This is a genomic window from Pedobacter sp. GQ55, from assembly GCF_059758925.1.
This window is the reverse complement of sequence record NZ_JCAXEI010000002.1, coordinates 546,069-566,854: the sequence shown is the minus strand read 5'-3', so window position 1 is coordinate 566,854 and position 20,786 is coordinate 546,069. Positions and strand designations below refer to the sequence as shown.

At 37.7% G+C, this 20,786-nt stretch carries 18 protein-coding genes; 14 read left to right on the top strand and 4 right to left on the bottom strand.

The genetic code is table 11. From position 1 onward, the window contains the following. The first annotated feature begins 148 nt into the window (after positions 1-148). Positions 149-1,522, top strand: coding sequence for a dipeptidase (locus tag AC6CH7_RS07330; protein WP_498262060.1), 1,374 nt, complete (start codon positions 149-151; stop codon positions 1,520-1,522). Positions 1,523-1,661: 139 nt separating this feature from the next. Here AC6CH7_RS07330 and AC6CH7_RS07325 read toward each other — a convergent pair whose 3' ends face one another. Further along, positions 1,662-3,305, bottom strand: coding sequence for a M56 family metallopeptidase (locus AC6CH7_RS07325; protein ID WP_498262059.1), 1,644 nt, complete (start codon positions 3,303-3,305; stop codon positions 1,662-1,664). After that, positions 3,302-3,673, bottom strand: a complete 372-nt coding sequence (locus AC6CH7_RS07320; protein WP_498262058.1) for a BlaI/MecI/CopY family transcriptional regulator — start codon at positions 3,671-3,673, stop codon at positions 3,302-3,304. The genes AC6CH7_RS07325 and AC6CH7_RS07320 overlap by 4 nt, the downstream gene beginning before the upstream one ends. Positions 3,674-3,985: 312 nt before the next feature. On the opposite strand from AC6CH7_RS07320, the gene AC6CH7_RS07315 reads away from it, so the two are divergent. From AC6CH7_RS07315 to AC6CH7_RS07285, 7 genes are all read left to right on the top strand, one after another. Beyond that, entirely contained in the window at positions 3,986-4,768 is a 783-nt protein-coding gene (locus tag AC6CH7_RS07315) for a glycoside hydrolase family 25 protein (protein WP_498262057.1), read from the top strand. A gap of 117 nt (positions 4,769-4,885) precedes the next feature. Further along, on the top strand, positions 4,886-5,419 hold the full coding sequence (locus AC6CH7_RS07310; RefSeq protein ID WP_498262056.1) for an RNA polymerase sigma-70 factor: 534 nt from the start codon (positions 4,886-4,888) through the stop codon (positions 5,417-5,419). Between the two features lie 77 nt (positions 5,420-5,496). After that, a complete protein-coding gene (locus AC6CH7_RS07305; RefSeq protein ID WP_498262055.1) occupies positions 5,497-6,570 on the top strand; it encodes a FecR family protein in 1,074 nt (357 codons plus the stop codon). A 193-nt stretch (positions 6,571-6,763) separates the two neighbouring features. Further along, positions 6,764-10,126: a SusC/RagA family TonB-linked outer membrane protein gene (locus AC6CH7_RS07300; RefSeq protein WP_498262054.1), complete on the top strand. Its 3,363-nt coding sequence runs from the start codon at positions 6,764-6,766 to the stop codon at positions 10,124-10,126. Positions 10,127-10,131: 5 nt separating this feature from the next. Continuing rightward, positions 10,132-11,613: a RagB/SusD family nutrient uptake outer membrane protein gene (locus tag AC6CH7_RS07295; RefSeq protein WP_498262053.1), complete on the top strand. Its 1,482-nt coding sequence runs from the start codon at positions 10,132-10,134 to the stop codon at positions 11,611-11,613. 131 nt (positions 11,614-11,744) lie between these two features. Next, positions 11,745-12,863 carry an acyltransferase family protein gene (locus AC6CH7_RS07290; protein ID WP_498262052.1) on the top strand — a complete coding sequence of 373 codons (1,119 nt, stop codon included), beginning with the start codon at positions 11,745-11,747 and terminating at the stop codon, positions 12,861-12,863. Between the two features lie 46 nt (positions 12,864-12,909). Next, positions 12,910-13,332: a GNAT family N-acetyltransferase gene (locus tag AC6CH7_RS07285; RefSeq protein ID WP_498262051.1), complete on the top strand. Its 423-nt coding sequence runs from the start codon at positions 12,910-12,912 to the stop codon at positions 13,330-13,332. Between the two features lie 14 nt (positions 13,333-13,346). Here AC6CH7_RS07285 and AC6CH7_RS07280 read toward each other — a convergent pair whose 3' ends face one another. After that, entirely contained in the window at positions 13,347-13,985 is a 639-nt protein-coding gene (locus AC6CH7_RS07280; RefSeq protein ID WP_498262050.1) for a murein L,D-transpeptidase catalytic domain-containing protein, read from the bottom strand. 74 nt (positions 13,986-14,059) lie between these two features. Between AC6CH7_RS07280 and AC6CH7_RS07275 the strand changes: the two genes are divergently transcribed. From AC6CH7_RS07275 to AC6CH7_RS07250, 6 genes are all read left to right on the top strand, one after another. Continuing rightward, the gene (locus tag AC6CH7_RS07275) at positions 14,060-14,935 is read left to right on the top strand and encodes an OmpA/MotB family protein (protein ID WP_498262049.1); all 876 of its coding nucleotides are present in this window, start codon (positions 14,060-14,062) and stop codon (positions 14,933-14,935) included. 173 nt (positions 14,936-15,108) lie between these two features. Next, positions 15,109-16,068, top strand: a complete 960-nt coding sequence (locus AC6CH7_RS07270) for an SMP-30/gluconolactonase/LRE family protein (RefSeq protein ID WP_498262048.1) — start codon at positions 15,109-15,111, stop codon at positions 16,066-16,068. Between the two features lie 10 nt (positions 16,069-16,078). Beyond that, positions 16,079-16,702: a bifunctional 4-hydroxy-2-oxoglutarate aldolase/2-dehydro-3-deoxy-phosphogluconate aldolase gene (locus tag AC6CH7_RS07265; protein WP_498262047.1), complete on the top strand. Its 624-nt coding sequence runs from the start codon at positions 16,079-16,081 to the stop codon at positions 16,700-16,702. 10 nt (positions 16,703-16,712) lie between these two features. Beyond that, the gene (gene dgoD / locus AC6CH7_RS07260; RefSeq protein WP_498262046.1) at positions 16,713-17,861 is read left to right on the top strand and encodes a galactonate dehydratase; all 1,149 of its coding nucleotides are present in this window, start codon (positions 16,713-16,715) and stop codon (positions 17,859-17,861) included. After that, the gene (locus tag AC6CH7_RS07255; RefSeq protein WP_498262045.1) at positions 17,800-19,176 is read left to right on the top strand and encodes an MFS transporter; all 1,377 of its coding nucleotides are present in this window, start codon (positions 17,800-17,802) and stop codon (positions 19,174-19,176) included. The genes dgoD and AC6CH7_RS07255 overlap by 62 nt, the downstream gene beginning before the upstream one ends. Further along, positions 19,176-20,138, top strand: coding sequence for a 2-dehydro-3-deoxygalactonokinase (locus AC6CH7_RS07250; RefSeq protein WP_498262044.1), 963 nt, complete (start codon positions 19,176-19,178; stop codon positions 20,136-20,138). The genes AC6CH7_RS07255 and AC6CH7_RS07250 overlap by 1 nt, the downstream gene beginning before the upstream one ends. A gap of 59 nt (positions 20,139-20,197) precedes the next feature. On the opposite strand, the gene AC6CH7_RS07245 is transcribed toward AC6CH7_RS07250, so the two are convergent. After that, positions 20,198-20,626 carry a VOC family protein gene (locus AC6CH7_RS07245; RefSeq protein ID WP_498262043.1) on the bottom strand — a complete coding sequence of 143 codons (429 nt, stop codon included), beginning with the start codon at positions 20,624-20,626 and terminating at the stop codon, positions 20,198-20,200. Positions 20,627-20,786 lie beyond the last annotated feature (160 nt).

The following is a 20,786-nucleotide window of genomic DNA, read 5'->3' as shown; positions in this document are numbered from 1 at the left end:
TAGAGTCTGTGAATACTACCAACTGGTATAATTTAATTAGTTTTGCTATCACTAAGTAAGGCCTATTTTCTGCAGAAAATTGTAAAAAATCCTAACATAAAGGTGCCTTTAAACTAACTTAAAATAAATTCGTAAAAACTAATTTGTTATGCAAGAAATCAAAAAATATGTTGAAGAAAACAAGCAACGCTTTTTAGATGAGTTGTTTGAATTGTTGCGCTTCCCATCGGTTAGCGCCGACCCAAAATATAAGGGAGATGTGCTGAAAACTGCTGATTATGTTGCCCAAAAACTTAAAGATGCAGGTGCCGATAAAGTAGAGATCTGTGAAACTGCTGGCTATCCAATTGTTTACGGAGAGAAAATTGTTGACGAAAGTCTTCCTACAGTATTAATTTACGGCCATTATGATGTGCAACCAGCAGATCCTTTGGAATTATGGAAAACGCCTCCGTTTGAGCCTACCGTGCGCGATGGAAAGATTTATGCCCGTGGTGCTTGCGATGATAAAGGCCAGTTTTACATGCATGTAAAGGCTTTTGAGTTGATGATGAAAACCAACACGCTGGCATGTAATGTGAAATTCATGATTGAGGGTGAGGAAGAAGTAGGTTCTGCAAATCTTGGCATCTTTGTAAATGCTAATATAGAGCGTTTGAAAGCTGATGTGGTATTGATTTCTGATACTTCAATGATCAGCATGGAGAATCCTTCAATTGAAACTGGCTTGCGTGGTTTAGCTTATATGGAAGTTGAAGTTGTTGGTCCGAACCGCGATTTGCACTCTGGTGTATATGGTGGTGCGGTAGCAAACCCAATTACCATATTGTGTAAAATGATTGCGTCCTTACATGATGAAAATAATCACATTACCATACCTGCTTTTTATGATAAAGTAATTGAACTTACAGATGCGGAGAAAACTGCTTTAAATGCAGCTCCATTTGATTTAAAGGAATATAAAGAGGATCTTGAAATTGCCGCTGAATGGGGTGAAAAGGGCTATTCTACACTTGAACGCACCGGAACCAGGCCTACTTTGGAGGTAAACGGAATTTGGGGCGGTTATATTGGAGAGGGTGCTAAAACAGTGCTTCCTTCAAAGGCAAATGCTAAAATTTCTATGCGCTTGGTACCTCATCAAAGTTCAGATGAAATTGCAGAGATCTTTACCAAACATTTTGAAAGTATTGCACCAGACTATGTTAAGGTTAAAGTTACTGCACATCATGGTGGTGAGCCAGTAGTTACACCTACGGATAGTATAGCTTACCGTGCTGCGGAGCAAGCCATTGTTGATTCTTTTGGTAAAAGACCTATTCCTACACGTGGTGGTGGAAGTATTCCTATTGTTGCTTTGTTTGAAAGTGCTTTAGGTATTAAATCTGTGCTTTTTGGCTTTGGTTTGGATAGCGATGCGCTACACTCACCAAATGAAAAGTATGATATTTACAATTACTACAAGGGAATTGAGACGTTGCCTTTGTTCCATAAGTATTTTGCGGAATTGAGCAAAAGATGATTAGCTTTTGACTTCGGTCTGCCTATTTAATAAAAACACCAATATTCCTTCTCTCCTCGGATTTAGAAGTAAAATCCGCATGTCGATCAGGAACATTGGTGTTTTTATTTATAGTGCTATAAATGCTTTATTGCCCACTTTACATTGTCTCTTTCGTGACAATAACAATTAGTCCTTTTCTGGCACTTTCATTGTATTCAGCAACAGCCTCATCGCCCTTAAATACACGGATTGTTTTTACACCCCTTGGGTATATTACCTCATCAAGTTTAAATGCGTCTTTAAGTCCCATTTTTGTTTTTTTGTAAGTAGTTTCTTTACCATCAACAAGTACCACAGGGTCTGTCAGTGGAGTTTCGGCGAGGTAATTCACAATTTTTCCTGCTTCTCCTTTAGTTTCATCAATGGCGATAAATGATGGCATTTGTGCGATGTATCCACCAAATAGCATGTTTTTTATTGTGCCATTTAATAATTCTTTTTCGCTTGGATATTTCTCTTCGTTACCGGCGTATATATAGCATTTGTAAAAGTGATAGGTTCCTTTTACCAGCGAGACTGTATCATTAAATTTGTTTAGATAGGTCAAATAATCATCCTGCCATTCAAAATTATCAGATTTTGATATTTTAAAATTACTAGTTTTCTTATTCTCATTAACATCAAAGGATATAAAAATCATGCCTTCTTTGAACTTTTGGCCACTGCCATTCTTTTTGAAATTACTGGCATAATCGAAAAGGTTTTCTGGACGATTCCGGCGCTGGGATTTTAACTCCATGACAGGTGAAACATTCTTTTTTTTCTTGCTTTTTTTTACTTTAGGGGCATAGATCGGTTCTATTTTGCGCTTTAAGTCTCCTATTGGCTTCAAGTCAGCGTTTGGGTAGTTTGCAATGATAGGAACTACCTTCTCTGTAATCTTATTGATGATTTTTGTTTCCGCACCGGTGGCCGACGAGAAAATAACCATACCTGCAAAAAGAGGTACTGAGAGCCCATACTTCAGTATGGCAACCTTGCGAGATTTTGTTTTGTGTAACATAATGATTCTCCTTTTTAATAATGATTGATTATAAAAACTGTTTGTTAATTGCTCAGGTTGGGTATCAAAAATATTCGAAACCAGCAAGAGCGCATATGCTGATTTATTTTCCAATGTTGAGGCGGCAGTTTCATCTGCAATGAATTCATGTATGTTTTTAATTGCATTTTTATAGAGGTAAACAACCGGATTAAACCAGTTCATTGCAGTAAAAAGCTCAAAGAAGATCACATCAGCAGAGTGCCATTGTTTTGCATGCACCAGCTCGTGTTTCATTATGGTTTCCTGGCCTTCTAATTCATTATCTACAAAAATTTTATTGAAAAAACTGAATGCCTGACCCTTATTCCCTTTCTTTAGAACTTTATTCAACAGATAGAGTTTTCTTAAAAAATTGACTAGAAATACCAGTGTTACTATTCCGTAAACGAGCCAAAACCATTCAGTGGAGGTTAATAAAGATTGTTTTTGAGCTTTTATAACTGTAAAGGTAATATTGTCTGTTTGTGGAACGGAAGTATTCACTATTTGAGCCAGCTGTTTTACTTGTTCTGTAACAAATAGCTCCTTTATCCAATCTGCCCGCAGAAGTGGAATAAAGAGTGCGAGTACTCCTGAACCCACTAAATAGAAACGGTTCAACCTAAAGAAAGTCTCATGGCGAAGTAATACAAAATAAAACAGATAAAAGAGAAGCAGGTACAGGTTTACCTGCAAAAGATAGGTTAGAGCGTTCATTTTTGGTCTTTTTTAAGGTTCTCAATTAGTTTTAGTATTTCATCAGCTTCCTTTAAGTCTACCTTTTCCTGTTTCAAAAAAAAGGAAAACATTTTCTCAACAGAATTATCGAAATAGCTATTCAATAATTTTCCGGCAGCAAAGCCTTTATAATCATCTATACTGATAATAGGGAAGTAGCGGTGAGTGGTGCCAAAAGCCTCATGATTTACAAAACCCTTGCCCTCTAATATTCTGATGATTGTAGATACTGTTGTAGTTGCAGGTTTGGGATCTGGAAGTTGTTCAATTACATCCTTTACAAAAGCTTGTTTCAGTTCCCATAATATTTGCATGATCTGTTCTTCTGCCTTGGTCAATTCTTTCATGATAGGGGATCGTATATTATATATGGTTAATGTTTAATTTCAATTCTAATTCAAAGTCTTAAGATATAGCTGTTTAGATTGTAAATCTAATATAGAACTAATATTTTAGTTGCGCAACTAAAATATTAGTTTCGTCAAATATTTTTTTTGCAATCCTTCAAAACTGACGATATAATGTATTTTTGTCGTATCATGCCACCAGCACAAAGAAAAACACCCGTTTCCCAAAAGACTTCTATTCCACGAAAAACTACCGTACCACGTAAAAAGGCCGTTCCCCGAAAAAGGCAAACAAAGAAAAAACCCTGGTCCATGCAAGTTAAGTTCATGCTTGTTGCTGTGCTGCTGGTTCTTTTATCTCCTTTTTACTACGCCTACATTATTAGGGGGTTTACATCAACATGGAGATGGCTAAAGGATTTGGGTGAGGATCCTGCATATCGTACATATCGCAGCTTTAATATTCGGATACCAAAGGATTACAACATACATGGTATAGATGTTTCTTATTATCAGGGTAAGATAGACTGGAAAAGGGTTAAGGCGATGGAAGAAGACGATGTACGCGTACATTTTGCGTTTATAAAGGCAACAGAGGGGATGCTTAGTGTTGATCCTTATTTTCAGCGAAATTGGCGCGAGGCTGCTAAAGTCGGTATTGTGTGTGGAGCATATCATTTTTTTAGACCGCAGAAATCGGGCAGCTGGCAAGCTAAGTTCTTCCTGCAAACTGTAAAATTCGAGGCTGGTGATCTTCCCCCTGTTGTAGATATAGAACAATTAAATGGTACTTCGCCTGCAAATATGCGAGCGCAACTGAAAGAGTTTGTTTCTTATATAGAGAAAAGAGAGCAGGTAAAACCAATTATTTATACTGGACTGTCGTTCTATAATGACTATTTGAAAGGGTATTTTGATAATTATCCTTTATGGATTGCCCATTATCATCAGCCAAAACTTAAAGTTAATGAGGCTACCAAATGGTTCTTCTGGCAACACTCTGATAAAGCAAGAATCTCAGGTATTAATCACGCAGTAGATTTTAATGTTTTTAAAGGTGACAGCACAACCTTTTCACAAATGTTGATTAAATAAAATCCTTTCTGTTAATGGTTAGCTTAAGTTATTTAAAAGAAAAATAACCACAGTTATAAATATATAATGAATCATTATTTCTAATATTACTAAAAATTATTTTTAAATATTGGGGGTATGCAGGAGCTGGTCATTCGCATTCGGGAAAATGAGGACGAATCTGCATTTAATGAGCTTTACGAGGGATATGCAAATAAGTTTTTCCGGTTCGCACAATCATTTGTGGGAGAGCGTGAGATTGCCGAAGAAATTGTAAATGATGTGTTGGTAAGGCTCTGGACTGAGCGTAAGGAAAACTTGCGCATCAAAAATATGCAGGTTTACCTTTATACATCAATAAAGAATGCATGCCTAAATCATGTGCGTAGCATTACCTCTAAAAAGAATAATGAAGTAAAGGTAACCGAAGCGTATTATTTTCATTTGTCGGTTGATCCATCCCAGATTCTGATCAGTAAAGAGTTGTCAGATAATATGCTGAGGGCTATTAATGACTTACCTGCTAGATGCAAACTCATCTTTAAAATGGTAAAGGAAGATGATTTGTCCTGTAAAGAAGTAGCAAGTATTCTTGGGCTTTCTGATAAGACAGTATTTGCGCAGTTATCCATTGCACTTAAAAAGCTTAATTCGGCAATTCATAGTAAGTAGAATTTCAAAAATATTTTTATTTCTTTTAGGAATATCGATACCCTCGCGTGTCTTTACCTTAGACACTATTTATATATATGATAAAATCCAGGTTTATTGAATTAATGGCCAAAAGCATATCTAAATCTTCCACACCAGAAGAATTAGCTGAGCTGGAGGAGTTTTTTATTCATTTTCCGGAATATAGAAAAATGCAGGCTTTTACAGATGCATTGACCACAGAGGAAAAGCAACCAGACACTTTAGTAAAACAAAAAGATATTAAGCAAAAGATTGATGGGCTTTGGGATAAAATCAGAACAGAGGAAAACACGATTACACCTATTAAAGAAGCTAAGATAAGTTCATTAATATATTGGAAGTGGATAGCAGCAGCGTTGGTTATGGGCATTTTAACTGTGTTTTTTTTCTATGGAAGAAAACCAGCTGTTCCGGATCAGTTTGCAGGTTCAGAAATGCACCGGATCTATGTTCCTTTTGGGAAAACCAGAGATTTGAAATTGTCTGATGGCACAAAAGTTAAATTGAATGCAGGGAGTACGTTTACTTATCCGGAAGTGTTTTCTGCTACAAGTAGAGAAGTGAGCCTGAAGGGCGAAGGTTTTTTTCAGGTAGAAAAAAATCCTAAAAGACCTTTTCTGGTTCATACCGAGAAGTTCATTGTAAAAGTATTAGGGACTGTATTTAATGTTAAGGCCTATACCACAGATAAAAAGGTTGAAACTACATTGCTTAGCGGAAAAATTCTGGTTGAGTTAAATGATAAGCCAGAAAAGAAGATTGTGATGCTGCCCAATGAAAAACTTACGGTAGCTAATGATCTGGAGCAGGGCGGAAATGCTGATAAAAAAGCAGCAGTACTGGAGTATCAGCTGGAGAGGCTGTCTGAAGCCAATACACAGGATGTTAAAGAGATTGCCTGGCTGAGCAATAAAATGATTTTTACGAATGAAAGTTTTGAAGAGGTAGGTAAACAGATTGAGAGACGATTTGATGTAAAAATGGTATTTGATAATGAAACCTTGAAAAAGGAAGAAATTAGCGGAGTATTTGAAGAAGAATCGTTGGAACAAGCACTCTCATTAATAAAAATGACCACTCCATTTAAGTTCAGAAGGGATAAAGGAGTAGTTCACCTCTCTGCACCATAAGAAAATAATTAACCGATAATAAAAACCAAATTAAACTAAAAAAATGAAGAAATTTTATCTAACCGATTCCTGAAAATCCACAAATAAATAAGGGAAGAATTGCAGTTCTTCCCCTTAAAAATCCGGATTTAATTCACAAGAGTAAGCGTTGTAATGGACTTACTCTATTCCTTAATTTTCAAAAACAAATGTAATGAAAAAGATTACAAAAGCTTTTGCGTGGCTTTATATGCAACCACCTTTTAAAATAATTTTGCTAATGAAAGGAGCATTATTACTAATTATGTTCACCTGTTTACAGGTTTCGGCGAATGTTTATTCTCAGGAAAAGTTCTCACTTGATTTAAAACAGACGGAAGTAAGCAACATTCTCACAAAGATTCAAAGACAAAGTAACTACCGCTTTTTTTACAATTACGCCAGCTTAAAGAAGCTGGGTAAAGTAGATCTGCAGGTAAAAGATGCGGGCATCCACGCCATTATGGATGCATTAATGGGCAGTAAATTGCCATATAAAATAGCTGATGATCATGTGGTAATCATCGGTGCGCCAGAAGCCCAGATTGCCATAAAAGGTAAAGTTGTAGATTCAAAAGGAGAGACGCTTATAGGGGTTAGTGTTAAATTACAAGGAACTAATATTGGGGCTACAACTAATGTTAATGGTGAATTTGTAATTAATGCTCCTGAAAACGGGGTTTTAGAGTTTAGTTATGTTGGCTATGAAAAACAGATAGTTAATATAGCCGGACAAACTAACCTGACCATTACTATGGTTGAAACGAATTCCAATTTGGATGAGATTGTAGTGGTAGGTTATGGTACCTCTAAAAAAATAGATGTTACAGGATCAATAGCCAGTATTAAAGGTAGTGACATTCAGAATTTACCCGTAAGTACAGTTGCCCAGGCATTGGAGGGCAGAGCGACGGGTGTTAATATTGTTCGTAATGATGGAACTCCCGGTGCTGCACCAAGTATCCGTATCCGTGGTACCGGTACTATAAATGATGCTAACCCTTTGGTAGTAATTGATGGAGTACCTTCAGGTAACCCTGACGCTTTAAGTGATGTTAACCCTAATGACATTGCTTCAATAGAGATATTAAAGGATGCATCTTCAAGCGCTATTTATGGTACAAGAGCTGCGAATGGAGTAGTTTTGGTAACTACTAAAAGAGGTAGTTACAGTCAGAAATTAGCTACTTCTATCAATGCGTATACGGGGGTTTCTAAATCAACCAAGTACATTGACTTGCTTACGGCTCCTGATTTGTATACACTTAAAAGGGAAAGATTTACTAACGATGGGGCTGCTATTGAAGCACCATGGAATGATGCGTATTATTCGACCCAGCGTACAGACTGGCAGAAAGCCATTCTGGGAAGCGGAAAAGTAAATAATATTGATCTTAATCTTCAGGGAGGCAATGAGGTTTCTACCTATTATTTTTCTACCTCTTTTTATGACGAAAAAGGAATCATCGACAAATCTTACTTTAAACGCTTTAGTACCCGCATTAATTCGGAGCATAAAATTAAACCCTGGTTAAAATTAGGGCAAAACCTGCAGGTAACTTATGGAGAAACCAATGGTTTTAATAATAATGATTCTCAAACGGGCCTTCTCTTTTCGGCATTGAGGTTTAATCCTGCAATTCCTACAATGAATGATGATGGAACATATGGAACCTCAAAAGCTTTTGCCAACCAGTTAGGCGATATCAATAATCCTTATTCAACCATTCAGCAGGCCGATGCTTACAACCGTAAATATAGGGCTATTGCCAATGTGTTTGCTGAGGTGCCAATTTATGCAGATTTAAAATTCCGCGCCAACTATGGTTTCGATGGTACAATTGGTCGCAGTTATTCTTTTAATATAGAAGACAGAATCCAAACAAGAGAAACAACAAGTTCAACATTAACACAGGCAGAGGCAGAGAACTACTCGCATTTACTGGATCTGGTGCTTACTTACGATAAAGTAATTAGCAAAAGTCATATCACTTTCACTGGTGGATATTCTTCACAAAGTTTTAGAGGAAGCTATTTCTCTGCTGGTAGAGTGGGGTATGATGATACTTCTAAAGACCAAAGGACTTTAAGGAAAGGAAATGCCTTTTTAACTGCCGATGGTAGTTATGATGATCCATCGGGTCTGGAATCTGTTTTTGCAAGGGGATTTTATGATTATGATGGCAGATTTTTAGCAACCCTGACCTTTAGAGCAGATGGTTCATCAAAATTTGCAGATGGAAATCGTTGGGGTTACTTTCCGGCATTCTCTTTAGGATGGAGAGTGTCTAATGAGAAATTTATGAAGGATGTGAGCTGGATAAGCAATTTAAAGATAACCGGGGGATGGGGTGAGCTGGGTAACCAGAATATACGTGGTTTCCAGTACGCGAGTTCAATAGTTGTTGGTAATACTTATGGAACAAATGGCTATACTTTTGGTGGTTTTGGTGTTAATGGTTCTGCAGTGACAATAACTGCTAATCCGGATATTACATGGGAACGTGCAGCAATGACCAACGTGAGTTTGGAGGCAGGCTTTTTAAACAATAAGCTAAGCACTACAATTACCTATTTTGATAAAAACACCAATAAAATGCTTGTGCCCGCTTTATTGATAGGAACAGCGGGAAGAGTAACTGCTCCTGATATTAACATTGGGAATATGAACAACCGAGGGATAGAAGCAGAGGTGAATTACCAATCGGGCGATAACTTTAAATACTCTTTTGGACTTAATGGCTCATTCATCAAAAATGAAGTAACTAAGCTTTATGGCGTAAATGCCTTTATTCCTTCTACAGTATATGGTCGTTCAAGTCAGGAAATTTCAAGAACCTATGAAGGTCAGTCTATAGCTTCTTTTTATGGATGGAAAACAGCAGGATTGTATCAAACTCAGGCTGAGGTTGACAATGATCCTTATTTGAAAAATGATTCAAGAAGAGGTGCTATTAAGCCAGGAGATGTGCGTTTTGTTGATATTAACGGAGATGGGATGATTGATGGAGGAGATAGGACCTATCTTGGAAATCCTAATCCAAAAGCAACTTTGGGTTTTCAAACTAGCCTGTCTTACAAAGGATTCGATCTATCTGCAAACTTAACAGGTGTATTTGGTGTGAGTTTGTATAATGCAGACAGGATGCAAGGCACTGATCCAACCTATTCTTTTAACCTTTATGCCGAAACATTAAATAGATGGACAGGGCCAGGAACAAGTAATTCAATACCAAGGATGTCACTTGATCGTGCAAATGAGAACTATCGTACTTCAGATCTGTTTGTTGAAAATGGCAATTACGTTAGCTTAAAGAATTTAACAATAGGCTATACACTACCTGATTTTATTGTGAAAAAGGCCACCTTCAATAGTTTAAGAATATATGTGACTGGCCAGAATTTATTCATGATCACCAATTATTCGGGTTATACCCCTGAACTGGGATATACAAATGGCAATAGACAAAGAGGTGTTGATGTTGCTCAATATCCATCTGTACGCTCGTTCACATTTGGTTTAACCCTTAAAATCTAATCTCCATGAAAACAAAATATATAATATGTACATGTCTATTTGTTGTGGCTTTTTCCACTGCATGTAAGAAAAATCTGGACCTCACTCAGAAAGGGGTTTACAATACAGATAACTATTTCAGAAATGAAACAGATGCTGTAAATACAATTTCTGGTATTTATAACTTATTAGCGCAGGAAGATTACATTTCTCATGCTGAAACTACATTTGATGTAGCATCAGATGATTACTGGCGTTCAGGAGATCATGCTGAGGATGAGGCAATAGAGAATTTGACTTACAATGCTTCAAATGCACAGCTAAATTTTAGCTGGACCTATAAATATGAGACGGTCAACCGCTCAACAAATGCAATTATCAACATCCCAAAAATCACTGATATTACTCCTGCCATAAAAGACCGTAGCATGGGAGAAGCTTATTTCTTCAGAGCGTTTGGCTATTGGCGATTAATGGTGATCTATGGTGATGTACCTATTGTTACTGAGGAAGATTATGCTAAAAGTAACTTCAATATACCAAAATCATCTATTGAGGAAGTTCGTAAACAAATAGAAGCAGATCTTTTGAAAGCCGTAGACCTTTTACCGGAAAACTATGGTGCCGCAGACTTTGGAAGGGTAAGTAAGGGTACAGCTTTAGGGTTGTTAACTAAATTGTATATGTATTGGGAAAAGCTGCCTGAAGCAATTACAACCGGCGAAAAATTAATAAACAACAGTAAATATGCATTGGCAGCTACTTATGCAGAGAACTTTACGAGGGCTAATAAAAACAGTACTGAGCTTCTGATGTCTGTACAGGGATTACAAAATGTAATGTCTAATGATTATACGATTTATTATATTCCAAGAGCTTGGGGAGGATACGGATTTAGCCAGCCATTAAAAGGACTCGCAGATGAATTTGAATTAAATGACCCACGTAAATCTGCCACATTATTAAGTGTAGGAGATAAGATAGATTTAGGGGATGGCAAAGGTGATACAGAATTTACCTCAGATCTGTCATCAACTGGGTTTAGCTTCCGTAAATATGCAGTGTTTTTCCCAGCTGGTTCTTCAGAAGGAAATGGTGTAGACCATAATTATGCAGTTCCTTTAATGCGATCATCCGATATTTATCTTTTAGTTGCTGAAGCAAAAATCCGTACTCAAGGGACTGGAGCTGGTGATGCATTGATTAACCAGGTTAGACGCAGAGCTTCAATGTTATTACCTCCTGTTGTAAATGCAGGAATGAAGGAATTGATCCATGAAAGGCGTGTTGAATTGGCAGGAGAAGGTGAAAGACATCAGGATTTGATGAGATGGGATAAAAAGAACTTAGTTGATATAGCTGCAATATATAATCTTGCGAAATCAAAAGCCCCGGTAGATCAGGGCAAAACAGTGACTTTTGTACGTCCTAAGCATTATTATTATCCAATTCCTCAAGTTGAAATAGATAAAAGTAATGGGGTGTTAAAACAAAATCCGAATTACTAATAAAATATATAATAGGGCTGTTTCTAGCACCATCGTCATTCTGAAATAAATTCAGAATGACGATGGACGAAATAAAGATTTATTTTGGGACAGCCCTTATTTTATATGTCTGAAATTAAACGAACTCATTTATGAAAGAAAGATTTACCACGCTGGATATTTTTAGAGGAATGACCATTTGTTTTATGATCATTGTAAATTCTCCGGGTTCGGGAGCCACACAGTGGGCTCCTTTAGATCATGCCGCATGGTTTGGTTTTACACCCACTGATCTGGTTTTTCCATCGTTTCTTTTTGCTGTTGGTAATGCATTGAGCTTTTCAAAAAAGAAATTTGAAAGTGACAGCAGTTTTTTGATGAAGATATTTAAAAGATCTGCTATCATCTTTTTACTGGGTTATTTAATGTACTGGTTCCCATTTATGCATAGAGACGATGGTAACTGGGTGTTTAATGCGATTAGTAATACAAGAATAATGGGGGTATTACAGCGTATAGCACTTTGTTATTTGTTTGGGGCGCTAATTGTTCATTACTGTTCAAAAAAATCTGCCTTGATCATTTCAATAGCCCTGCTTTTAGGTTACTGGGGATTTTTATTGCTATTTGGAGAACAAGGTCAGGAATACACCATGCTGGGCAATGTAGGTACTCGTTTGGATATTTTTATTTTGGGTGATGCTCATTTGTATCATGATAAAGGAGGACCAATTGCATTTGACCCCGAGGGCCTGCTCAGCACGTTAACAGGTATTGTTAATGTGATCGGCGGATATTTGGCAGGAGCCTATATTCAGGAAAAAGGAAGAAATTATGAGTCTGTGGCTAAGCTACTGTTAGTGGGTGCCTTGCTTATCTTTCTTTCATTGTTTTGGGGCCAATTTTTTCCAGTAGCTAAAAAGCTTTGGACCAGTTCATTCGTATTGCTTACAGTGGGTTTGGATCTGGTGATCATAGGAGTTCTTATTTACTTTGTAGAGATAAAGAAGATCAACTGGGGGAACAACTTTTTTCTGGTATTTGGGAGGAACTCTCTGGCTATTTATCTTTTGTCGGAACTCTTGCTGGTCGTTTTTCAGTTAATATGGGTAAAACCCGGGTTGAGTTTTTACAACTGGATCAACAATGTTTTTTATCAGCCTTTATTTCCCGGAGCTTTTGGAACACTGGTTTTTGCGCTGAGTTTTATGATGCTTTGCTGGCTGATTGGGTATATAATGGACAAAAAGAAGATCTATGTTAAAATTTAAGTATGACCTAAAAGTTATAGATTAGACTTTTATTTCTAATAAGGTTATGAACATCAGGAAAGCAGAACTTAAGGACGCCAGCGCTATTCGGATTTTAATGGAACAACTTGGTTATCCTACCGAAGAGGGATTTATTGCGAAAAGACTCATTGATCTTTCTAAATCATCTGATCATTGTGACCTTGTTTATGACCTGGAAGGAAAGGTGTTAGGTTTTGTATCCCTTCATTTTATTCCTCAAATAGCTTTTGAAGCTGACTATGCAGTAATTAGCTATTTTGTGGTTGATGATAATTCCAGAAGTATGGGAATTGGTAAAGCTTTAGAAGAGCATTGTACTGCATTAGCTATTGAAAGGAAATGCAAAAGAATTATGGTTCACAGCAATGCAAGGCGCACAGATGCACACCGGTTTTATTTAAGACAGGGTTTTGTTGAATATCCGAAAGATTTTGTAAAATTCTTATAGTCACTTAACGGGCTTTAATCATAAATCCAGAACAGCACATCTTTCTCTCCTGATTTAATTAGCCTATCTATTTTACGCATAGTTGCATTTGCAATTACTGGGCAGCCATAACTAACATTAAATAAAGGTAGAGGGTAGCTTTCAAAGGCAGGTACCGGTGTGTAAGAATGTAAAACTACGATCCTTTTAAACGCATTGTTATTTGTTTTTTCGAGGCCATGCATTTTATAATGGATATTGATCCCCCAATTGCTGTATGCCCTTTGGCCTAGTTTGTATTTGCCAAGTGAGGTGCAGTTACTTCCAATCTTATTACTGTAAACCGGTTTGTATGCTGTACTGCCACCGCCATTTCCATGAGCACAGATACCTTTAATAATCACTTCTTTTTTCTTGAAGTCATAAACAAAAAGACGGTTTTTGCCAGAATGGATACTCATATCAACCATGATACAATAAGAAGTATTCATTTTATGAGCTTTTGAGTATTTCAGTGCTTCGTTAATTTTACTTTCAAGCTTCGCATTACTGTTTAAAAAATGTTTGGTTGGTTCAGCTCTTCCTGATATAAATATGGCCAGGCCAATTAGAAGCAAGATTATACCCTTTTGTTGCATAGAATAAATATACGACTTTGCTTTAAATATGGGCACTGTTTAAGCCTTATCGGCCTTAATGGCATAGAGATTGCAGTTCTATTGTTTTGACTAATAAATTTAATAGGATTATGAAATTTTCCAGTTTAATACCGGTAGTACTGATAGCAGCTGTGGTTTCCCAGGGTTGTGTGAGTAACAAAAAGTATAACGATCTCCAATCTAGTTATGATCAATTAAAAGAAAAGACTAAGGATTTGAATCAGAAATATCAGTCCGGTCAACAGGAGCTCTCTGGAACAACATCACGAGTAAAGAGCTTAGAAGAGCAGATTGCCTCAGAAAAAGCAAACTCAGCTTCTTTGCAGGCCGCGCTTGATAAGTGCCTGAGCTCTACAAATCAAGGGAATGTAAATATCTCTAAATTGGTAGATGAGATTAATGCCTCAAATAAATACATCCAACACCTTGTGAATACTAAAAACAAAAGTGATTCACTTAATTTGGTGTTAACCAATAATCTTACGCGTTCGTTAAGCAGAGAAGAAATGAGGGATGTGGATGTAAAAGTACTTAAAGGAGTAGTTTATATCTCTTTGTCGGATAACATGCTTTATAAATCTGGAAGCTACGAAATCTCTGATAAAGCGGGTGAAACGCTAAGCAAAATTGCTAAAATCATTAAGGATTACCAGGGGTATGATGTATTGATTGAAGGTAATACGGATAACGTGCCTATTTCGCAAACAAATATTCGTAACAACTGGGATTTAAGTGCTTTAAGAGCATCATCGGTAGTTCAGTCGTTGCAGAATAATTATGGAGTAGAACCGAAACGCTTAACCGCAGGAGGTAGGGGTGAGTATAACCCAATTGCAGGAAACGATACGCCAGACGGTAAAGCAAGAAACAGACGTACGCAAATTATTATAACACCTAAATTAGATCAGTTTATGGAGTTAATCGGTAAAGCTCCGGAACAAGCTAAAGAACCTGTAAAAGAATAAGCAGAATAGTGTTATCAGATTTGCAAAAGATCGCAAATCAGAATAAAGAAGCATGACTTTACTAGGATAAATATTTTTATTTTTATCTTACGTTATTGTTCATGCTTTTTTTATGCCAAATGATAAACCAAATCAAGTCCTGCAGAGCCGTATCCTGTTTTTTAATCATCTTTTTGAACATACCTGTTTTGTTTGCACAGCCAACAAAGAAAGAACCCGATGGGAAAGTAGAAAAATTAAGTAAGGAATTGGATGCCATCATAAATCATGATGCTAAGGTTGAAGTGATCGCCGACGGTTTCGGCTGGGTAGAAGGACCACTGTGGATAGAAAGCAAAAGGATATTGTTGGTTTCAGATGTTTTAAACAATACTGTTTACAAATGGACACCCGAAAAAGGTAAGGAGGTCTATCTTGAACACTCAGGCTACACCGGAACTCAGCCCAGAACAGAAGAACTAGGATCGAACGGGTTAGTGCTTAATCATAAAGGACAATTGCTATTGTGCCAGCACGGCGACAGGAGGGTAGCGCTTATGAATGCTTCATTAGATAATCCTAAGGCAGAGTACATTACACTGGCCAATGAATATAAAGGTAAAAAATTCGATAGCCCGAACGATCTGATTGTTAAAAGTAACGGTGATATTTATTTTACAGACCCACCTTATGGGCTAGAAAAAGGTGTCAATAATCCATCAAAAGCAGCACCCTATCAGGGAGTATATAAGATTTCTAAAAATGGAGAAGTAACCTTATTAGTAGACTCGATTTCAAGACCAAATGGAATTGCCTTCTTTCCGGGTGAGAAAAGCTTATTAATAGCAAATTCAGATAGTGAAAAGCCCTATTTGTACCTGTATGATCTGGATAAAGAAGGATTATTGATAAATGGAAGGATTTTTCAAAATGACAGAGGTACTGATGGTATCAAGATTGATAAGCAAGGAAATGTTTTTACAACTGGCCAGGGCGGAGTTTGGATCTACAATAAGAAGGGTATGCTGCTTGGAAAAATAAAGATTGAAGGCAGCACGTCCAATTGTGCCTTTGCAGATAATTATAAAACACTTTTCATTACTGCCGATAACTATTTATTAAAAGTTGACCTAGCCAAAAAAACAGGTCAGTAATTATATTCCTATGTCCACATTATCTCAAATCTTAGAACATAAAATTATTGCCATTATTCGCGGTGCTCATCCTGCTGACGTGATAAAAATAGCCGGAGCATTATACGCAGGTGGGATTCGTATACTCGAAATTACAATGAACTCGGCACAGCCACTTACCGTTATAAAAGAGCTTAACGATAAATTTGGTAGCAGGATGATCATTGGTGCAGGTACTGTTCTTGACGTTGAATCGGCAAAGAAGGCCGTTGCTGCAGGAGCAAGTTTTATCCTTTCGCCAATAGTGGATGCAGAGGTAATTAAAATAGCAAAAAGTCTTGGTGTAGTGAATATTCCGGGGGCATATACCGCTACTGAAATATACTATGCTTATAAAAATGGGGCTGATATTGTAAAAGTATTTCCGGCCACTTCTCCTTCTTATCTAAAAGACATAGCAGGGCCATTGCCTCAAATCCCACTATTGCCTACGGGAGGTGTTACGCTCGAAAACATTAAAGACTTTAAAAATGCTGGTGCTGTTGGATTTGGAATAGGCAGTGCACTGGTTAACACCAAACAAGAAGTTACAGTAGAATATCTTTCCAAACTTACTGCTAAAGCTCAAGAGTTTGTTCAGGCAGTTAACTTATAAATATCCCAAAATGAAAATTAGAAGCTACGAATTGTTCCAGGTGCCACCAAGATGGCTGTTTTTAAAAATTGAAACTGATGAGGGGATTGTTGGATGGGGTGAACCAGTTATTGAAGGGAAAGCGGCAACGGTAAAGGCTGCGGTTGATGAATTAATGGAATATCTTATAGGTAAGGATCCTATGAATATTGAAGATCATTGGAATGTGATGTATAGGGCTGGTTTTTATCGTGGCGGCCCGATTCTGATGAGTGCGATAGCAGGTATAGATCAGGCATTATGGGATATTAAAGGGAAGTTTTATAATGCTCCGGTTCATCAGCTATTAGGTGGAAAGGCCAGAGATAAGATGAAAGTATATTCCTGGATTGGGGGGGATCGTCCTGCTGATGTGGGGCTTGCCGCAAAGAAAATGGCTGAGCAAGGTTTTTTAGCGGTAAAAATGAATGCTACTGAAGAACTTCAGTATGTGGATAGTTATGATAAAATTGATGAGGCTATAAAACGTATAGCTGCGGTAAGAGAGGCAGTTGGACCTGCATTTGGAATTGGAATAGATTTTCATGGCCGTGTGCATAAGCCTATGGCTAAAATTTTGGCGAAGGAGCTGGAACAATACCGTCCAATGTTCATTGAAGAACCGGTATTGCCCGAAAATAATGAAGACCTTAGGGAGATAGCCAATCATGTTTCTATTCCTATTGCTACAGGTGAAAGGATGTTTTCGAAGTGGCAGTTTAAAACGCTACTGAAAGAGGGATACGTTGATATTATTCAGCCGGATGTTTCCCATGCAGGTGGAATTACGGAGTGTAAAAAGATAATCTCTATGGCAGAGGCTTTTGATGTTGCTGCTGCACCACACTGCCCGCTAGGGCCCATTGCTTTGGCGGCATGTTTGCAGGTTGATGCGACTTGTCATAATGCCTTTATTCAGGAGCAAAGTCTGGGGATACATTATAATCAGGGAAGTGACCTGCTAGATTATTTAACCGATAAAACAGTTTTTGAGTATGAAAATGGGTATGTGAAGATTCCGGATAAGCCGGGGTTAGGAATTGAAATTAATGAAGAGCATGTAAGAAAAATGGCCGCGATTGGACATAACTGGAGGAATCCTGTTTGGAGACATGAGGATGGCAGTATTGCTGAATGGTAAGAAACAGATTATGAACGCAACCACATCATCCGTTAAGCCAACAAAAATTCGCTATCAGATTCTTTTTTTGATTTTTGTTAATGTAGTTATCAATTACATGGACAGGAGCAATCTGGCAGTTGCAGCCTCTGATATTGGTAAAGAGTTTAAATTCTCGTCTGTGCAGATGGGACTGATCTTTTCTGCTTTCAGCTGGACATATCTGTTGTTTCAAATTCCAGGTGGGATATTGGTGAATCGCTTTAGTCCACGTACTCTATACGCGGTTAGTCTCATCACCTGGTCGTTTGCCACCATCGTGCAGGGCTTTGCCAAAGGTTTTGTTACGCTATTTGGCCTTAGAATGGCAACCGGAGCATTTGAGGCCCCTGCATTTCCCATTAATAACAGGGTAGTGAGTAATTGGTTTCCTGATAATGAAAGGGCATCGGCTATTGCAATTTACACTTCGGGCCAGTTTCTGGGGCTGGCTTTTTTAATGCCAGTGCTTTCGAAAATTCAATTTTATGTGGGTTGGAAAGGTTTATTTGTGGTAACCGGTTTAATAGGTGTGTTGTGGGGAATTGTATGGTATATTTTTTACCGTGATCCTTTAAAACATTCAAAGGTAAACGAGGCCGAACTTAAACTTATAGAGAGTGGTGGCGGTTTAATGGATGGAAAATCTGTTGCCGATGCGGATTCAAAAAAGAAGTTTAAGTGGGCTGATTTAAAAGAAGTATTGTCGCACCGAAAATTATGGGGGATATACATAGGTCAGTTTGCGGTCAATTCCACTTTGTGGTTTTTCCTTACCTGGTTTCCAAAATACCTGGTTGATTACAGGGGGCTGGATTTTATAAAATCAGGATACTGGGCATCAATACCTTACCTCGCAGCTTTTGCCGGTGTGCTTTGCTCTGGTTTTTTGTCTGATTATTTAATAAAAAAAGGAGTGTCTGCCGCAAAAGCACGTAAAAGACCAATCATTATCGGACTGTTAATTTCTGTATTTATTCTGGGAGCCAACTTTGTTGATACACCAGAGTTAATCATTTTCTTTATGGCTTTATCCTTTTTTGGAGTAGGCTTTGCATCCATTACCTGGATCTTTGTTTCCAGTCTTGCACCTAAGCACCTCATTAACATAACGGGTGGGGTATTCAATTTTATAGGGCAGCTTTCGGGAATAGTTGTACCAATTGTTATCGGTTTTCTGGCTAGTGGTGGGAATTTCGCCCCGGCATTGATCTTTATTGCGGTTTTAGGATTTATGGGGGCATGCTCATACATCTTTCTGGTTGGGAACGTGGAGCGTATTAAATCGAAGAATTGATGGATTATTTTTTTAGCTGTGATTGGGGGACAAGTTCCTTCAGACTTCGTCTGATTCAGGCGAAAGATCTTGCCATTCTTGCTGAAACAAAGAGTAGCCACGGAATTTCGGATACGTATAAACTTTGGCAGCAAAAAGGAGGGACTCTTTTGTCGCGGGCAGATTTTTATGCATCTATCGTAAAAGATGAAATAAGATCATTGCAACAAAATTTAAATATGGCTACTGATGGTATCCCTGTTCTGTTTTCGGGGATGGCTTCATCTACCATTGGAATGGTGGACTTGCCTTATAAGAGATTGCCATTTAATCTTGACGGTTCTGATCTGAAAACAGAGTTTATGGCTGATAGTACGGAAGCTAACCCGTTTGTAATTATATCTGGAGCGATGACTGATTGTGATGTAATGCGTGGGGAGGAGACTAAAGTTGTGGGCTGCGATGCGCTTTTGGATAATAAAGATCAGGAGCAATTGTTAATTCTGCCGGGTACACATCCTAAGCACATTGTGGTAAAAAATAACCAGGCCGTTAGCTTTAAGACCTATATGACCGGTGAATTTTTTAATCTTCTTTCTGTGAATAGCATATTATCGGCTTCGGTAGAGGAAGGAGGAGATTTTGGTGATCCTAAAAATCAGGAACGCTTTAAGGAAGGAGTTAGAGCAAGCCGGCACTCAAATCTCTTACATGCCAGTTTTATGGTGAGAACCAATCAGGTGCTTAAAAATATTCCTTCTCAGCAAAACTTGCACTATTTAAGTGGTCTACTGATTGGGACTGAGCTGGGTGGATTAAAACCAGATGTACCAATTTATTTGGTGGGTGGGGCAGTGCATGCTTCTTTGTATAAATTGGCCTGTGATGAACTTGGTTTAACGATTAATAAGGAAATTGATGCAGATCTTGCGCTTATTAAGGGGCAACAGCTAATTTTTTCGAGATTTATGAACTTAAATTAAAAAATGCCTGATGAAATTATTCATCAAGCATTTTTTCTAACTACCGCATTGAGATTTCTTTATTTTTGGCTTTGTTCAAAATTCACCAGCCATTGCACGCCAAATTTGTCTTTAAAACTTCCAAAATAAGCACCCCAGAAAGTATCTTCAAGAGGCATTTCAACGTTTCCACCTGCTGATAGTCCATTAAAAAGATGCTCTGTTTCTTCTCTGCTTTCTGGATGAAGTGATATTTGAACATTGTTACCTTCATTTAAAATATGTCCGCAAGAAGGAAGTATATCTGAAGCCATTAGTGTAGTATGTCCGTCAATTGGCAATGCAATATGCATTATTCCGTTTCTTTCATTCTCAGGAAGTTGCGAAGATTCAGGTGCTTCGGTCATTCTATGGACGGCACTAAATTCGCCTCCAAAAATAGATTTGTAAAAATTAAAAGCTTCTTCGGCTTTGCCGTTGAAGTTTAAGTAAGGATTCATTTTAGCCATGTTTTCTAAGTTATGTAAGTTTAAAAACTGTTGTTAAACAAATTTATAGATTAGACATGGGTGCAGGGAGGTGCGAAAAGGTCAATTTTAGGGGCTGTTTGCGACAAGTTTTTCTCTATATATTGATTAACGTTAAAATAACATTTTAGAACTACCTTTG